Source organism: Corynebacterium sp. MSK047 (genome assembly GCF_030232285.1).
GTDB lineage: Bacteria > Actinomycetota > Actinomycetes > Mycobacteriales > Mycobacteriaceae > Corynebacterium > Corynebacterium jeikeium_D.
Genome location: NZ_JASPJI010000007.1, coordinates 19521 through 36147, shown reverse-complemented (window position 1 = coordinate 36147; position 16627 = coordinate 19521). Strand labels below are relative to the sequence as shown.

Below are 16627 nucleotides of genomic sequence, written 5' to 3'. Positions count from 1 at the left end.
CCATGACTCTTGAGAAGGACACTCTGCGCGGGGTGCTGAACGAAAACATCACCCGTGGCCTCATTCGGACGGCACTACAGGAAGACATGAGCTTCGGGCCGGATGTGACCTCGCTGTCGACAGTCTCGGCATCTGCGCAGGCACGCGCCCGCCTGGTGGCCCGGCAAGAGGGCGTTATCGCGGCAATCGATGCGGTGGAGTGGACGCTGCAGGAGGTCATCTCGGGTGAGTTCACCGTCGAAAAGCACGTTGAAGATGGCACCCTGGTGCGTCCTGGCACAGTGCTGGCAACGATTTCTGCGCCGACTCGGGGGTTGCTGACTGCTGAGCGGGCAATGCTGAATATCCTCACGCACGCCAGTGGTGTAGCTACTGCGACGCGCCAGTGGGCTGACGCGATTGTTGGCACCGGTGCGCGGGTGCGCGATTCCCGAAAGACGCTGCCGGGGCTGCGCAACTTGGAGAAGTATGCGGTGACTTGCGGCGGCGGAATTAACCACCGCTACGCTTTGGGCGATGAAGCACTGATTAAGGACAATCACGTGGTGGCTGTCGGTTCCGTGTCCGGTGCGTTGAAGAGGGTGCGGAATCAGTACCCGGAGCTGCCGTGTGAGGTGGAAGTCGATACCCTCGCACAGCTCGATGAAATCCTGCCGATGAAGCCGGACATCGTCATGCTGGACAACTTCGAGGTCTGGGAGACCCAGATTGCGGTGCAGCGCCGCTCGCAGATTTCTCCGGCCACGCAGCTTGAGTCCTCTGGTGGACTGACCATCGATGTGGCTCGTGAGTACGCGTCCTGTGGTGTCGATTACCTGGCTGTGGGCGCGCTAACCCACTCGGCCAAGGTGTTCGATGTCGGACTCGACTTCGACGAGCAGTAGCTGAATCAGCCCCCCCGGTATCGCTTCGCAGCTTCGCCTACAGGCGACGGGCGATTTCCGCGCCAATCTCGCTTAGTGCCGACCCCCAGCGCTCCCGCGACCGCTCATCACAGGTTTCCTGTGCGCGGTAAAGTGCCTTCTCTGCAGCAGCGACATCGCCCAAATGCAGGTGGCACTGTGCAATTTGTGCAAGCAGAGGCACGGCCTGGATATTGAGGTTATCGGACTGGAAAAGTCCCGCCGCCAACTCCAGGTGATCAATGGCGCGCCCTTGATGTCCTCGACGAATCTCTGCTTGGCCGTTCAAGGTGTGCCACATCGCCCAGCGCAGGTGGCGCGGTGGGGTGTCCGCAGTCGGCTCGAAGCCGTCTTTCTCCAGGTTATCCAGCAAATCCAACCAGTCCGCGGCCTTGTCCATCAGCTTCGGTGCAGAGCCACGGATGGGGCGCCCTAGACTGTCGGTCTGCGGGGCATCAGCCTTGTCGCCGAGCTCCTCGAACCCCTGCATCAGAGTTAGGGCTGCTTCCCAGAGGTTGTTTTCCTCAGCCAATGCCGTGGCGGCGTCGAAAAGCTGCTGTGGGCTAGAAGTCGCGGAATCACCAGAAGTAGTCATGACCTAACACTCTACTTTGTGCCACCGCCAGCACCGAAGTGGGCGGGGCGCTAGTATTCGTCGTCAAGCGACTGAATGATGATGACGTCAAGGGCATCGAGAACAGGATGGCCTTCCCACACGTCGCGGGGCAGAAGCTCTTCGACGCGCCGAGCATAGGTGGCGGCACCGTCGGAATCACCCGCGTCGAGACGGTAGCGAACCCCCGCCAGCAGCGCGCGGGCGGCTTCCTCGCCATCACCGGACTGCAGGTAGCCCTTCGCGGCGGCTTCCACATGGTTGATGGCCAAAGTGTCCCGGCCAGCGGAGTAGAAGACGTAGGCGGCATCGTCGTGCCAGTCGGCGAGTGACCAGTCGTCGGAGATGAGCTTCTGAGAACGCAGCAGAAGGTCCTCAGCCTCGTTGAGCGTGTGGTCAATGGCGGCGGAAGCATCCTCGGAGACGATCTCGGCGGTGAATTCGGAGCCCTCTTCGGAAATGACCAGGTCGATGACATGAATGATGGAACGCGCAGCCTGGCGGTAGGCCTTGGCAGCGCCCTTGGTATCGCCGTTGCGTTCAAGATGCTCGCCGTGCTCGATGAGCAGCTTTGCCGCTCGGCGGGGATCATTGCCGAGCCCCGCGGCTGTGGAGGCAATAGAAAATGCCGCGTCGGTGCGTTCTTCATCGGCGGTAAATGCTGACCAGTGCGCAACTGGTTCGGCAAAGCGCAGCGCCTCGTCAACCTCGTCGGCGTCGAGGAGACTGCGGGCCAAAACGAGCTGGATATCCATGGTGATGGGGTTAACCGGCATGCCTTCGGCACTGGCGAGCGCGCGCCGGGCAATCTCGGCGGATTCCGCGAAATCGCCGTGGGCGTTGAGAAGCGCACAGAGCAGACGCACGCTGCGAAGCACCGCGACCGTGAGTCCTGCATCGAGACCAGCCTGCACGATTGGGCGTAGCTGGCGGATTGCCTCCGCTTCCTCACCAGCTTCCAGAGAGAGGAAAGCCAGGAATTGGCGAGCTTCAATCGTCGTGGTGACGGGTTCCGACTGAGGGGCTGCCGCGACGCTGGCTGCGATGCGGGCGGCCCTGCGCAGCTCACCACGGCTGTGCGCGAGCTGCGCCTCCAACAGCTTGCGGTCATCAAAACTGCTTCGCTTTGGTGCCCAGCGTACGGACCATTCAGAGAGTTGACCGGCGATTTCCGCCCGGCGCGCCAGCGATGCTGCGGCACCAGCAACAGCCGCGCTGACCAGGTAGTAATAGGCCTCCCCGGGCTGTGGTGTGGTGGCGACGATGTCCTTAGTAAGACTGATCAGCTCTGGGATTTCGGAGTCCTCGGGGCGCCGGCCGGTGATGGCATCACCCGGGTTGGTGTCGATGAAGGCCTCTGCCTCGGCGAATGCTCCGTAGGAGCGTGCGTGCAAGATCGCGGGGCGGATGTTGGCCTCAGTTGCCCAGCGCAGCCACTCGGCGCGTGCAGCAGCGGCTTCTTCTACTAATTCCAGCTGGTCGGCGACTGCGTGCCTGAGCGCGTGGAATTCGCCAATGACATCGGGGGAGTTGGTAGGTGCGTCGGCCAACCAGTACGTGTGGGCGAATTTGGTGACAGCGCGCCAACTGGTGACGTGGTCGAGCGTGGCACCGGCCTTGCGGGAAATAACCAGCAACTCCGGGAGAGAGTCCGGTAATGCCTTTAGCGGATTGGGCAGGGGAGGAAAGTCCAGGGGTTCGGACGAGTTCTCCGTTGCTGATGCGTCTTCTGAATTCCCTGACGCGTAGTCGGCAGCGATGCCGGCATCCCAATCGCCAACTTGAATTCCAGACTCAGAGTTTTCTTCTTCCCACCAGACCATTGGACTATCTTCGCCCGTGGCATCGGGAAGATGCAAAAACTGCTTTGTTTTTCAGACCTGTGCAGTCGGGTGCGCTGTTAATCCGGGTTTGAAAAGCTACGCATTAGTCCACGAACTTCATCGCGCACTGGGTGATCCGGGCCGACTAGGTCGCCGATGCGAACCGCGAACCGGCGGGCGCGATCCTCATTGTTATCACTAGCAGCAGCACGCACTGCGATAGTCAGCGTGCGGGCGGCGTCGGCAGGGGCGTGGGCTTCTAAGAAAAGCTCGGCAGCTTCGTCGGCGTACTTGTACACGCCGTCGTTGTCCCACACAGACCAGCACAACAGCGCCTGTGCTTCGTGCCACTTGGCCGATTCCCAGGACCCAACCACGTAGCCACGTGAGCGTTCCATCAGGTGGTCGGTCAGCTCACTTGTGGCGCCCACGTTACTGAGTGATAGTGCGGCATCCATCAGAGTTTCCGCAGGCGAAATCGGGGACGAGTATCCGGCACGAATATCGGCCAGTGCGTCGAAGAGCACTGCAGCATGCTCAGTATTTCCCTCTTGGACTGCCGATTCCGCCGCAATGGCACAGGAAAAATCAGTACGTGCGGCATCCTCGGTAGGCTCAGACCACTTTGCAACCGACTCCGCTTCCTGGCCGGCATGACGGAAATCTCCGAGTTCGTACAGTGCCGTTGCCTTCAGCAGCGCGATTTCCATGGTGACTTCACAGTTGGGGTAGTCTGCCGACACATCCTGGGCGCGCTGAGTTAGCTTCAGCATCTCCCCGGCATCGGGCTTGTTGTGTGCCACCTCGAAGTTGATGTCTGCCATCTCACGAACCGCGAGAATATAGTCAGTGTCCAGTCTGTGCTGGTCCGCGACTGCCACGTTGTTTGACAGCATTCGGAACGCGGTATCGCTATTACCGGTCTCTATCGAGTACCGTGCCAAATTCTGCCTCAGCTCAAGGCCCGCGATTACGGAGCGGTTACCGATTGCATTGAGCTGTGAGGCGCAAAGTCGCGCTGCGTCGACGACTTTCCCGGCTCGGTGCAGCAGTGATGCCTCCGTCAGAGTCTTCGCCAGCGCAATCGACTCAAACTTATCCTCATTTGGCAGTGCACGAATCATCTCGTGCAGCTCCCGTGCCAAGTCCTCGCGGTTGACCTTTCGCAGGGCGCTTGCAATCCGAATCAGCGCGTCAGTCAGTGCTGCCCGCTTCTTCCACTGGCGTGGGCTAAACGGCTCCTCCGCTTCTTCGCTTGCCGACGATTCCTGCGGCCGCGGCCCATCCGCATCCGTGGTCACCGCGCTGTGACTGCTGGTTGGGGCATCCAGATCGTCGGCAAGCACGAGTGCCCGGTACGATGTAATCTCCCTGCTCATGCGTGCGATGAGTGGGATTTCGGTCTCTGCGGCAGCAGAGGTGGGGCCATCGGCGATAAAGGTGGTGTAGCGGCGGGCTTCATCCGCCGCTAGCCGTGCCCGGGCGCGCCAGTACTCCGGGACGTTGTCGTTATCGGATGCCCATACCATCCAGTTCAGGGCGGCATCGTGCGCAGCCGTCATCATGCCGAGCGATTCGGTGACCTCGCGGACTATGCGGTAAAACGCGCCGACGTGTTCGGTAACGCCGTGGGCTTCCGGGTCAGAAAAGAGCTGTGGGTTGTAGAAATGATGCGCGAAAACTGATTCCAGTTGGCGCGTGGCCAGGGAATTGTCGGCTGCGGTCGCGTCTGCATAGGCTGCGACGAGCTCCGGCAAATCCGGGCTGTTTCCTTCCTGGTTCAACAGCTGACCTTTCTACGACTGGTTACTACTTTCCTTAACACTGTAATGGGTCACTGTGGCGGAGCTAACTTGCGCCACAGTATGAGGGGTTAAATGGGGCAATCGGTATGAACCTAACGTGAGAAAGATATGCTTAGTTCATACTCAAGGGTGCCTTTAAGGGCGAATAGTAGCGAAAACCGTGGATAAAGTCTTTGGCTTTGACCCAGATTTTCAATACTTTGTTGTCATTTCTTTGTCACTCTGAAGTGCTCACGTATGAATCCATCGTGCGAATAGGCGGTTACTAATTAATTATGTTGTCCACTATTGATCTTCGCGGTCAGACTCCCACCACCGCCACTCTGCGTCGAGTGTTGCCGCGTGGTGCGGCAGACGTTGATTCGATGATTCCCACGGTCAAGCCCGTTGTCGATGACGTGGCAGCCCATGGTGTGGAAGCGGCGATGGAGTACTCCGAGAAGTTCGACCGTATTCGTCCGGCATCCATGCGCGTTCCAGCGGAGGTTATCGATGCCGCGGAAGCTGCGCTGGAAGACGATGTCCGCTCTGCTCTGCAGGAGTCCATCGGGCGTGTGCGCGCGTTCCACGCTGCTCAGAAGCCGAATGATAAGACTGTCGAAATTCTGCCCGGCGGCATTGTCCGCGAGAAGTGGATTCCGGTTTCGCGCGTCGGTCTTTACGTCCCCGGGGGCAACGCCGTCTACCCGTCGTCCGTATTGATGAACGTCATCCCAGCTCAGGAAGCGGGTGTGGAGTCCCTCGTCGTCGCCTCTCCGCCGCAGGCCGACAACGACGGCTGGCCGCACCCGACCATTCTGGCCGCCTGCAAGCTGCTTGGCGTGACCGAGGTATGGGCCGTCGGTGGTGCACAGGCTGTCGCACTGCTCGCATACGGCGATGAAAACGAGAGCCTCGAGCCGGTCGACATGGTCACCGGTCCGGGCAACATCTTCGTTACCGCCGCCAAACGCCTGTGCCGCTCGGTCGTCGGTATCGACGCCGAAGCTGGCCCGACCGAAATTGCCATTCTCGCAGATAACACCGCTGATCCTGTCTCCGTCGCCTACGACCTGATTTCCCAGGCTGAGCACGACGTCATGGCCGCCAGCGTACTTATCACCGACGACGCCGATTTCGCCGCCACCGTCGACCGCGAGGTCGAAAACCGCTACGAGGTCACCATGAACGCCGACCGCGTTCGCGAGGCGCTCACCGGCGATCAGTCTGGCATCGTGCTTGTCGACGACATGAATATCGGCGTCCAGGTTGCAGATGCCTACGCCGCTGAGCACCTGGAGATCCACACCGAAAACGCGCAGGCCGATGCCGAACGTATTACGAACGCTGGCGCAATCTTCATCGGTCGCTTCTCGCCGGTGCCACTGGGCGATTACTCGGCCGGCTCTAACCACGTGTTGCCGACCTCCGGCACCGCCCGCCACGCCTCGGGCCTGTCAACGCACACCTTCCTCAAGTCGGTCCACATGATTGACTACAACGAGGCCGCGTTGAAGGAAGTTGCCGACAGCGTAGTAGTCCTGGCCAACGAAGAACGACTGCCAGCGCACGGCGAGGCCATCCGTGCCCGCTTTGAGACGCTTCTCGGCTCTGAGGGCAATGGCGCAGAAAAGGGGAACAACTAATGAGCAACCAGCCTGAGAATCAGCCACAGCCGTCGGTAGCTAAGTTGGCGCTGGCAGATTTGCCGCTGCGCGACGAACTTCGCGGCGAGGAAGCCTACGGTGCTCCGCAGCTCGACGTCGATGTTCGCCTGAACACCAACGAAAACCCGTATCCGCCATCCGATGACCTCATCGCCGACCTGGTCGCAGAAGTGGAGAAGGTCGCCTCTGACCTCAACCGCTACCCGGACCGTGACGCAGTAGCACTGCGCAGCGCACTCGCCGACTATGTCACCCGCCAGACTGGCGTCGACATCACCGTCGACCAGGTATGGGCTGCCAACGGCTCCAACGAGATTCTCCAGCAGCTGCTGCAGGCGTTCGGCGGGCCGGGGCGCAGCGCAATGGGCTTTGTGCCCAGCTACTCGATGCACCCGATCCTCTCGTCCGGCACGCAGACGGAGTTCATCGGCATCGACCGCGACCCGGAGACCTTCGACATCGACCTGGATAGTGCGCTCGCGGCAATTGCCGAGCACCGTCCTGACGTCATCTTCATCACGACTCCGAACAACCCGACTGGCAACCTGACCACGCTCGCTGACCTGCGCCGCATTATTGAAGCCGCGCCGGGCATCGTCATTGTCGATGAGGCCTACGCCGAGTTCACTGAGGAGCCGTCGGCGACAACGCTGCTGGCTGAGTTCCCGTCGAAGCTGGTTGTCTCCCGCACGATGAGCAAGGCTTTCGACTTCGCCGGAGGCCGCCTCGGCTACTTCGTTGCTAACCCGGCATTTATTGATGCTGTGATGCTCGTACGTCTGCCATACCACCTGTCGACGTTGACGCAGGCCGCAGCCACGGTTGCACTCCGCCACTCGGATGCGACGCTGTCGACCGTCGCAAAGCTTGCCGACGAGCGTGACCGCGTCGTAGCCGCCCTGAACAGCTATGGCTACGACGTGATTGACTCGTACTCGAACTTCGTCTTCTTCGGGCGCTTCGCCGATGCCGCGGCGGCATGGCAGAGCTTCTTGGATGAGGGAGTACTCATCCGCGATGTTGGCGTGTCCGGTCGTCTGCGTGCCACTATTGGTCTGCCCAGCGAAAATGATGCGCTGCTGGCGGCGGCCAAGAAATTGGCAGCGACCGCGCTGGCTTAAGCGAAATGCTGCCGGTACATCCCACTACAAGGAGAGATCTGACTTATGCACTTCAGTGATAAGGCCCATCTGGAGGCAGAGCGCACTGAGCGCGTTGGCCGTGTCGAGCGCGCCACCCGCGAATCGAGCATCGTCTGCTCGGTGAATCTCGATGGCACCGGCAAGACCGATATTTCGACCGGTCTGCCGTTCTTCGACCACATGTTGACCGCTTTCGGCTCCCACGGCAGCTTCGACCTGACTGTGCACGCCAACGGCGACACCGATGTCGATGCGCACCACACGGTGGAGGACACCGGCATCGTTATGGGGCAGGCGTTTGCCCAGGCACTGGGGGATAAGTCCGGTATTCGCCGCTTTGGTGACTGCTTCATTCCGATGGACGAAACGCTGACGCACGCAGTGGTTGACGTGTCGGGCCGTCCGTATTTTGTTGGCACTGGCGAGCCAGAGCAGATGTTGACTGCCGTTATTGGTGGCCACTACGCAACGGTTATCAACGAGCACTTCTTTGAGTCCTTCGCCCTAAATGCCCGTATTGCGCTGCATGTTCGCTGTCTCTACGGGCGCGATCCGCACCATATCACCGAGGCTGAGTACAAGGCTGTGGCCCGTGCCCTGCGTGCTGCCGTCGAGGACGACCCGCGCGTCCACGGTGTGCCGTCGACCAAGGGCACTCTGTAGGTCGCAGCTGTAGTAGACGGCCGCTGTAGGAAACCGGAAAATCCGCCTTAGCTGGCATTTTAGGGGAATCGATGGTAACAACGTCTGTAGACGTGCTTTTAGCGCAGGTGTCTACCGCATCGACGCTGAGCACTTATTTTTTGTTCATTGTCGCTGGTCTGCTGGTGGGCGGAACGTGGTCACTCTATAAATCCGGATCGAGGGTCGGAACAATTGTCCTTGGTCTCTTATCTGTGATCGCGCTTGCCGGCGCAATTTTGTGGTTGATAGGAGTGATGGAGTAAATGGCGTCCCGGGTGATGGACCGCAAGCAGTTGGACGAACTGGACAGCATGTGGAAAGCGCCCGGACTAGTACCTACGCTAGTCGCCGTGATGGCCGCCTTCGGTGGCTGGTCACTCCTCATGCCTGTCATTCCGCAGGCAATTCTTGACGATGGCGGTGGAACCTCGCTCGCCGGTGCCTACACCGGTGTTTTTATGGCCGCCACAGTTCTCACGCAAACGCAGACTCCACGTATGTGTCGCCGTCTTGGCTACGGCATGACCATGCTGATTTCAGGTTTGTTTCTGGGCTTGCCGACGATTCTGCACATCTTTGGCACCGATGCTGCTTTGGTGCTCATCATTGCGGTTCTCCGCGGTATGGGCTTCGGTGCGCTGACTGTCGCCGAGTCCGCATTGATTGCAGAGCTTGTGCCCCTGAAGTTCCTGGGGAAAGCCTCCGGTGTGCTTGGTGTGGCCGTTGGTTTGTCCGAGCTCATTTTCCTGCCGCTTGGTCTCATCATCGCGGACAAGACTGGCTCCTACACTCCGGTTTATATTCTGGGTGCCGTCATTTCGCTCGTTGGCTCGGTGATGGCCCTATTCATTCCGAAGATTAAGCCAGCGCCGAAGGAGGGCAAGGGCGGCAAGGAAGACGTCGGCGATCCTGTGCCCGGATCTGCAGCAACTCAGCCGAGCCCCGTTGAGCACGTTGCCACATGGAAGCTGGTGGCCATTCCCGCGCTCGCAATTTGCACGATTGCGATGGGCTTTGGTGGTATTTCCGCATTCCTTGCCCCGGCAGCTCGCGAAATTGATCTGGTCTCCGGTGCGGTTGTGGCTGGCCTGTCGCTGTCTGTTCTCGGTGGCGCGCAGATGGTGTTCCGTTATTTCGCAGGAATCTACGCCGACCGGAAGTCGGAGGCTGGAATTCTGCTGATTCCGGCATTGATCAGTGGTTTTATTGGCCTGCTGATGATGTCCGGCGTGGTTCTCTTTGATCTGTCGGCCTGGCTGCTGCTGGTTGCGGCCATTTTCTACGGCGCGGGCTTCGGCATAGTGCAAAATGAGGCTCTGCTGCTGATGTTTGCCCGCCTGCCGCGTGACCGTACTGCTGAGGCCAGTGCCTTCTGGAACATGTCCTTTGACTCGGGCACTGGTATCGGCTCGTTCGTTCTGGGAGCCGTAGCCGCGGCTGCACTCCGTCCGTACCCGGCTGTCTTTGCCTTTGCGGCAGCTCTGCTGGCAGTTGGCCTCATTGGTGCGGTGCTCGACCGAATCATCGGAAAGCACCGCGTGGCGGAATACCAGAACACCCGCGCTACGCTGCGTCGTCTGGGGGATGCCGTGAAGCGTCGTACGCCGGAGGCCGCTGTGCGTGTTGCCCGCCCGGCAAAGAATGCAGTGACGCGTTTGACGGTTCGGGACCGCAAGAAGAAGTAACTACATACAAAGAGACGTTTGAAAAAGAGTGGCTGCGCAAGTTCTTGCGCAGCCACTCTTTTTGGTTATTAGATGCAACCCCCGGCGTGGGGCAGCCGTGCCTGTTTATGCGACGGCGACGTCCATCTCGGTGAAGAGAGCCCGCAGGCGGGTTTCGATATCGTCGATAAGCGACTGGAGCTCATCGTCTGCGAGATTGTCCGGATCTGCGACATCCCATTCCACGTAGCGGTCGCCGGGGACTGCTGGTGTCTCGTCGATGCCCATGAGTACGACAACGTCGGCGCGGTGGGAAACGCGGGGAGTAATCACCTTTTGGGTGAGGCGTGAGGTGTCCACGCCACGGTCGTGAAGAGCCGCGACGACGCGAGGGTTCAGGCCATCCTCTGGATTGAGGCCGATAGTGCGGATAAAGACTTCGTCGCCAACCAGGTGGTAGGCCAGGGCAGTGGCAATCTGACTGCGGCCGGAACCGCGGCTATCGGCAAAGAGAATCTCTTGGCGCGGGGCGAAGTCCTTGCATCCGCTCGCGGCTTTGATGCGTTCGGTGGCCTCGCGTTCGGCGAGGACGGGGAGGAAGTTAGTCACCTTCGCAGAGCTGGACAGCTCTGCAATGACATCGTCGAGGATGGAATCGATAGTCGCAGCATCGCAGGCTGCACCATAGAGCCGGTGAAGGTCCTCGCGGACAATGGCAAATGATTTACTAAGAACGGATGCGGTAGTCATGGCGTCGGAGCCTCTCTGTGAAAAGTAATCAGGGGTATTAGGGATAAATCAATAACTTAGTTAACCTGTTGTTAACCTTGAGTTTACCAAAGTATTCGGTAGTTGTATACCAGCGCTTTTGCCTGTCCAAGCAGTTTTCTTGGGGTAAGTGGCAAACATCGATTCCCAGCGCCTTAAAATGTCCAACTATGGAACAAGTCTCACCTTCGACGAAGACCCCGACCGTTGCCATTCTTGATTACGGCTCCGGTAATTTGCGTTCAGCTGAGCGCGCTGTGGCTACGACGGGTGCCGAGGTTATTGTGACCGCCGATCCGAAGACCGTGATGGAGGCCGATGGTCTGCTCGTTCCCGGCGTTGGCGCCTATGTCGCATGCATGGAGGGTTTGCATCGAGTACAAGGGCCGCGCCTGATCGGCTCTCGACTCGCAGGTGGTCGACCAGTGATGGGAATCTGCGTCGGTATGCAGGTGCTCTTTGACCGCGGCGTCGAGTACGCCGACGGCATCCACGCAGCGGAGACCGACGCATCCGCAGCTGTCACCGGCACCCCGGGTTGTGGTGAATGGCCCGGTACTGTCGAGCGTCTCGAGGCGTCGATTCTGCCGCACATGGGCTGGAACACGGTTGAAGTACCGGAAGGCTCAAAGATGTTTAAGGGACTGGAAGATCAGCGTTTTTACTTCGTCCACTCCTACGGTGTGCGCAAGTGGGACCTTAATACGGATTCTCGCATCGCTCCGCCGCTGGTGACGTGGTCTGCCCACGAATCCGATCGGTTTATCGCAGCCGTGGAAAACGGTCCGCTGTGGGCCACGCAGTTCCACCCTGAGAAGTCTGGTGAAGCAGGGTTAAAGCTGCTGCAGAACTGGGTGGACACGCTGTAGTTGCCCAATCGGTAGTATCTGCCCTAACCGCACTACCTGGTAGGTGACGGAGTTTCGCCACCTAGACCACCTATACTGAGATAACTAGCAACAAGCGTCGTGGTGACAATCGTCACAACGCCCAAAAGTCGAAGAGAGTAGAGCCCCCATGAGTTTGACCCTGCTGCCCGCTGTAGACGTAGCCGATGGCCAGGCTGTGCGCCTTGTTCAGGGTGCTGCTGGAACCGAGACTTCCTACGGTGCACCGCTGGAAGCTGCCATGAATTGGCAGAACGCAGGCGCTGAGTGGATCCACCTGGTCGATCTCGACGCCGCGTTCGGTCGCGGTTCGAACTACGACCTGCTTGCCGACGTGGTGGGCAAGCTCGACGTGAAGGTGGAGCTCTCCGGCGGTATCCGTGACAACGCTTCGCTCGAGGCTGCGCTGGCCACCGGTTGTGCCCGCGTCAATATTGGCACCGCCGCACTGGAGAACCCGGAGTGGTGCCGCGAGGTTATCGCCAACTACGGCGACCGCGTGGCCATTGGCCTGGATGTTCTTAACGAAGATGGTCAGTGGCGCCTGCGCGGTCGCGGCTGGGTCTCCGACGGCGGTGACCTCTGGGAGGTGCTGGAGCGCCTGGATGCTCAGGGTGCATCCCGTTTCGTGGTGACTGACGTCTCCAAGGACGGCACCCTGCAGGGGCCGAATGTGGAACTGCTGCGCGAGGTCGCCGCTGCTACCGATGCTCCAATCGTCGCTTCCGGCGGTGTCAGCAGCCTGGACGACATTGCAGCTATTGCCACACTGGTCGATGAGGGCGTTGACTCCGCAATTGTGGGTAAGGCGCTCTACGCAGGGCGTTTCACCCTGGAAGAGGCCCTGGCAGTAGCTCGCGGCTAAAGAGAACACTTTCGTGGCCGGGCCGGGGAGACGTCGTCAAGCGAAAGCGTTAACGAGCAAACGGCACCCCGGCTGAGACGGCGGATGAAGGACTTAGAAAGTATGGATGCCCTGGAACCGCGGGCGATGCTCGCTATTGCTGAAGCGGCGCTCGATGAGGTTGAAGGCCTGTTCACTCAGCAGGTGGGCGCGGACCCGGTTGTCATGAAGCCGCGCGGAGATTTCGCGACGGAGACCGACCTGGAAATTGAGCGTCGTTTGCGCCAGCTCCTCACGCAGTATTCTGGCCTGCCCGTCTACGGCGAAGAATTCGGTGGCAAAGTCCCCGAGGAACATACCGCCTGGGTCATCGATCCGATTGACGGCACCACGAACTATTCCAACGGCTTTCCACTGTGTGCCATGCTGCTCACGCTCATGCATGAGGGGGAGCCGGTGGTCGGAATTACCTCCATGCCTCTGCTGCGCCGGCGTATTACCGCAGCTAAAGGTAGCGGCACGTTCGTCAACGGCCGTCGCGTCAACATCGATGCCGAGGCCGGCCGCCCGGTTTCGATTGCCTTCGGCTCCGTTATCGCGAGTACCGACGGCACACTCCCGCGCAAGTGGCGCCAACTGCTGCTGTCAAAGGTGGGCGAACGCTATCCGACGATCCGAATTACTGGCTCTGTCGGAGTGGACTTGGGTTCCACCGCGATGGGGGCATTCGGCGGCACCGTGACTTTCTCACCGCATGTGTGGGATAACGCAGCTGGTGTACTTCAGATTTCCGAAGCTGGTGGCGTGGTCACAGACTTGGCGGGCAATCCCTGGCGGCATGATTCCGTAGGCGTGCTGGCGGGAACTCGAGATGTTCATGCCACGCTGCGGTCGATTATTGACCAACTGGGTCGTCCGGAGACTTTCCGGAGCTAAACCGTGGGCGACGTCCCGAGCTGGGTGGTTGCGCAAACCGTCGAGCCACAACTTTGAGCTAACACGAGGAGAACTTAAAAACTATGTCTCTGGCAGTACGCGTGATTCCTTGCCTGGATGTCAACAATGGGCGGGTCGTCAAGGGGGTTAACTTTGAGAATCTCCGTGATGCCGGCGATCCGGTGGAGCTGGCTCGCCGCTATGGCGAGGAGGGCGCTGATGAGCTGACCTTCCTGGATGTCACGGCTTCCAAGGATGGCCGTGGCACCATGCTCGACGTGGTGCGTCGCACCGCAAGTGAGGTCTTCATTCCGCTGACGGTCGGCGGTGGCGTGCGCAGCGTCGAGGATGTCGATCAGCTGCTCCGCGCCGGAGCTGACAAGGTCAGTGTCAATACCGCTGCGATCGCACGTCCAGAACTGCTCAGCGAGCTGTCGCGCCGCTTCGGTGCGCAGTGTGTCGTTCTGTCGGTGGATGCCCGCCGCGTTCCCGAGGGAGGCACGCCGCAGCCGTCGGGCTTCGAGGTGACGACGCATGGTGGTTCACGCTCGGCGGGGATCGACGCCGTCGAGTGGGCACGCCGCGGCGAGGAGCTCGGGGTCGGCGAGATTCTGCTGAACTCCATGGACGGCGACGGCACCAAGGACGGTTTCGACCTGGAGCTTCTGGAGAAAGTCCGCGCTGCCGTCGACGTCCCGGTGATTGCCTCTGGCGGTGCGGGCAAGGCAGAGCACTTCCCGCCAGCAGTGCGCGCCGGCGCCAACGCGGTGTTGGCCGCATCCATTTTCCACTTCGGCGAGGTCAGCATTGCTGAGGTTAAGGAAGAGATGGCCCGCGAGGGAATCGAGGTGCGCCAGTGACTGGTCTAGCCCCGGGCGCTGCAGCTCACGGCGCCGGCGACGATCCGCGTGAGTACACGCTCCCAGCAGATATCGCGAACATCGCCAAGTTCAACGCTGACGGCTTGATTCCCGCTATTGTGCAGGAGGAATCCACTGGCCGCGTGCTCATGATGGCGTGGATGGATTCCCACGCACTGGCATATACCATCGCTACCAAGCGCGGCACCTACTGGTCGCGCTCCCGGTCCGAGTACTGGATTAAGGGGCTTACCAGCGGCCATTTCCAGACCGTGACATCGCTGGCGTTGGACTGTGATGGCGATACCGTGCTGATGCAGGTAGTGCAGGACGGCGCGGCATGCCACACTGGCTCGCACAGCTGCTTTGACGTGCATCCCGTGTTCGAGGACTAGGCAGTCAACCCCGGCTGCCGAGGTGGGGATTTCGTCGTCAAGCGCGCCCACCTCCGGTGAAGTCCGGGGTTAAGTGATGTGCAATCCGGGTGCGTGGCACAATAGCGGCTATGACTCGTATCACCATGACCACGCGTGAGCGCTTTCGTGAACTGGCTGCACACCATCGGGTCGTGCCCGTGGTTCGCAAGGTTTTGGCGGACGGCGAAACGGCGCTGTCGGCCTACCGCAAGCTCGCGGCCGATCGTCCCGGCACTTTCTTGCTGGAGTCCTCCGATGTGGGGCAGTCGTGGTCGCGCTGGTCATTTATCGGTTGCGGCAGTCGTGCTGCGCTGACGGTGGATGATGCGGGGGAGGCAACCTGGATTGGCAATGCGCCGTCGGGTGCGCCAGAGGGCGGAAATCCGTTGGATGCTCTGCGTCGCACGCTGGAGCTGCTGCACACGGAGCTTCCGCTTGCCGACGATGCCTCGGTACCCAAGCTCACCTCTGGTCTCGTTGGCTACTTCGGGCATGACATTGTCCGCTACATCGAGCCACAGCTGCCGGATACCACTGACAATGATTTGCAGATTCCGGAGCTCATGCAGCTGCTGGTGGAGGATCTGGCTGCTTTTGACCACCACGAGGGTGTGCTGTGGCTGATTTCTAATGCAGTGAACTGGGACGGCTCGGATGAGCGGATTGACCAGGCGTATGACACCGCCTGTGATCGGGTCAATGCGATGGTGGAGCGGCTGTCGGGGTCCTCTGATCTGCGTCCGGCGGAAATTAGCTTCCCAGAGCCGGTGATTCGTCGCCAGCGCGCCGCCGACGACCACATGGATCGTATTGAGCGTTGCAAGGACCACATCCGAGCTGGTGATGCGTTCCAGATTGTGCTCTCGCAGCGGTTCGAGATGGACACGCAGGCGTCAGCATTTGATATCTACCGCATCCTGCGGGTTTCCAATCCGTCGCCCTACATGTTCCTGGTCAACGTTCCAACCAAGGACTTCTCCGATACCGCTTTCCAAATTGTCGGTTCCTCCCCGGAATCACTCGTGGCAGTCCATGGCAGCGAGGTCATCACCAATCCCATCGCGGGCACACGTCCGCGCGGTGCCACGGTGGAACAGGACAATGCGCTGGAAGCTGATTTGCTGGCAGACGAGAAGGAAAATAGTGAGCATCTGATGCTCGTTGATCTTGGCCGCAATGACCTCGGACGTGTCTGCCGCCCGGGCAGTGTAGTTGTGCACGACTTCCGTCATATTGAGCGCTACAGTCACGTTATGCATCTGGTCTCTACGGTCACCGGCGAGCTTTCCAGCGACGCCACTGCCGTCGACGCGTTCGCGGCCACCTTCCCAGCGGGAACGCTGTCGGGTGCGCCGAAGCCTTCCGCACTGAGCATTATCGACAAGTTCGAAGACACGCGTCGGGGTGTTTACGGCGGCACTGTTGGATACTTTGACTTCCGGGGCAATACCGATCAGGCAATTGCCATCCGCACAGGTGTGAAGAAGGGCGATACGGTCTATGTTCAGGCTGGCGGCGGAATTGTCAGTGACTCTGACCCGGTGGCAGAGGATGAGGAGACCCGCAACAAGGCCGCGGCCGTGCTGCGAGCTGTCGCGGCAGCTGAGACACTAGTCCCAGCGGAAAGGAGCTAGGTT

Annotated in this window: 16 protein-coding genes; 12 read left to right on the top strand and 4 right to left on the bottom strand. The window is 60.2% G+C overall.

Annotated features, from left to right (window positions below):
• Positions 1-2 precede the first annotated feature (2 nt).
• Positions 3-884, top strand: a complete 882-nt coding sequence (gene nadC, locus QP981_RS04080) for a carboxylating nicotinate-nucleotide diphosphorylase (RefSeq protein ID WP_284857486.1) — start codon at positions 3-5, stop codon at positions 882-884.
• Between the two features lie 37 nt (positions 885-921).
• Here the strand turns inward: nadC and QP981_RS04075 are convergent, their stop codons facing one another.
• From QP981_RS04075 to QP981_RS04065, 3 genes are all read right to left on the bottom strand, one after another.
• Complete coding sequence (locus tag QP981_RS04075) at positions 922-1497, bottom strand: hypothetical protein (protein ID WP_101687517.1); 576 nt, start codon at positions 1495-1497, stop codon at positions 922-924.
• A gap of 50 nt (positions 1498-1547) precedes the next feature.
• A complete protein-coding gene (locus tag QP981_RS04070) occupies positions 1548-3338 on the bottom strand; it encodes a hypothetical protein (protein WP_284870002.1) in 1791 nt (596 codons plus the stop codon).
• Between the two features lie 77 nt (positions 3339-3415).
• Positions 3416-5122: a hypothetical protein gene (locus QP981_RS04065; protein WP_284857488.1), complete on the bottom strand. Its 1707-nt coding sequence runs from the start codon at positions 5120-5122 to the stop codon at positions 3416-3418.
• A gap of 296 nt (positions 5123-5418) precedes the next feature.
• On the opposite strand from QP981_RS04065, the gene hisD reads away from it, so the two are divergent.
• From hisD to QP981_RS04045, 5 genes are all read left to right on the top strand, one after another.
• On the top strand, positions 5419-6768 hold the full coding sequence (hisD, locus tag QP981_RS04060; protein WP_258225313.1) for a histidinol dehydrogenase: 1350 nt from the start codon (positions 5419-5421) through the stop codon (positions 6766-6768).
• The gene (locus QP981_RS04055) at positions 6768-7910 is read left to right on the top strand and encodes a histidinol-phosphate transaminase (RefSeq protein ID WP_258225312.1); all 1143 of its coding nucleotides are present in this window, start codon (positions 6768-6770) and stop codon (positions 7908-7910) included. The genes hisD and QP981_RS04055 overlap by 1 nt, the downstream gene beginning before the upstream one ends.
• A 45-nt stretch (positions 7911-7955) precedes the next feature.
• Positions 7956-8594 carry an imidazoleglycerol-phosphate dehydratase HisB gene (gene hisB / locus QP981_RS04050; protein ID WP_284857489.1) on the top strand — a complete coding sequence of 213 codons (639 nt, stop codon included), beginning with the start codon at positions 7956-7958 and terminating at the stop codon, positions 8592-8594.
• Positions 8595-8665: 71 nt separating this feature from the next.
• Positions 8666-8878: a CG2302 family histidine operon protein gene (locus QP981_RS11280; RefSeq protein ID WP_016422950.1), complete on the top strand. Its 213-nt coding sequence runs from the start codon at positions 8666-8668 to the stop codon at positions 8876-8878.
• Complete coding sequence (locus tag QP981_RS04045) at positions 8879-10300, top strand: MFS transporter (protein WP_284857491.1); 1422 nt, start codon at positions 8879-8881, stop codon at positions 10298-10300.
• Positions 10301-10405: 105 nt separating this feature from the next.
• Here QP981_RS04045 and QP981_RS04040 read toward each other — a convergent pair whose 3' ends face one another.
• Positions 10406-11029 (bottom strand): arsenate-mycothiol transferase ArsC, encoded by a 624-nt coding sequence (locus QP981_RS04040; RefSeq protein WP_284857492.1) that lies wholly within the window; start codon positions 11027-11029, stop codon positions 10406-10408.
• A 188-nt stretch (positions 11030-11217) separates the two neighbouring features.
• Between QP981_RS04040 and hisH the strand changes: the two genes are divergently transcribed.
• The 6 genes from hisH to QP981_RS04010 all read left to right on the top strand — a co-directional run bounded on the left by hisH (position 11218) and on the right by QP981_RS04010 (position 16624).
• A complete protein-coding gene (hisH, locus tag QP981_RS04035) occupies positions 11218-11916 on the top strand; it encodes an imidazole glycerol phosphate synthase subunit HisH (protein WP_187406575.1) in 699 nt (232 codons plus the stop codon).
• Between the two features lie 148 nt (positions 11917-12064).
• Entirely contained in the window at positions 12065-12799 is a 735-nt protein-coding gene (gene priA, locus QP981_RS04030; protein ID WP_048734641.1) for a bifunctional 1-(5-phosphoribosyl)-5-((5-phosphoribosylamino)methylideneamino)imidazole-4-carboxamide isomerase/phosphoribosylanthranilate isomerase PriA, read from the top strand.
• Between the two features lie 102 nt (positions 12800-12901).
• Positions 12902-13714, top strand: coding sequence for an inositol monophosphatase family protein (locus QP981_RS04025; RefSeq protein ID WP_048734639.1), 813 nt, complete (start codon positions 12902-12904; stop codon positions 13712-13714).
• 83 nt (positions 13715-13797) lie between these two features.
• Positions 13798-14574: an imidazole glycerol phosphate synthase subunit HisF gene (hisF, locus tag QP981_RS04020; protein WP_005510401.1), complete on the top strand. Its 777-nt coding sequence runs from the start codon at positions 13798-13800 to the stop codon at positions 14572-14574.
• Positions 14571-14969, top strand: coding sequence for a phosphoribosyl-AMP cyclohydrolase (gene hisI, locus QP981_RS04015; protein WP_005510296.1), 399 nt, complete (start codon positions 14571-14573; stop codon positions 14967-14969). Before hisF ends, hisI begins: the two co-directional genes overlap by 4 nt.
• 110 nt (positions 14970-15079) lie before the next feature.
• The gene (locus QP981_RS04010; protein WP_284857493.1) at positions 15080-16624 is read left to right on the top strand and encodes an anthranilate synthase component I; all 1545 of its coding nucleotides are present in this window, start codon (positions 15080-15082) and stop codon (positions 16622-16624) included.
• Positions 16625-16627 lie beyond the last annotated feature (3 nt).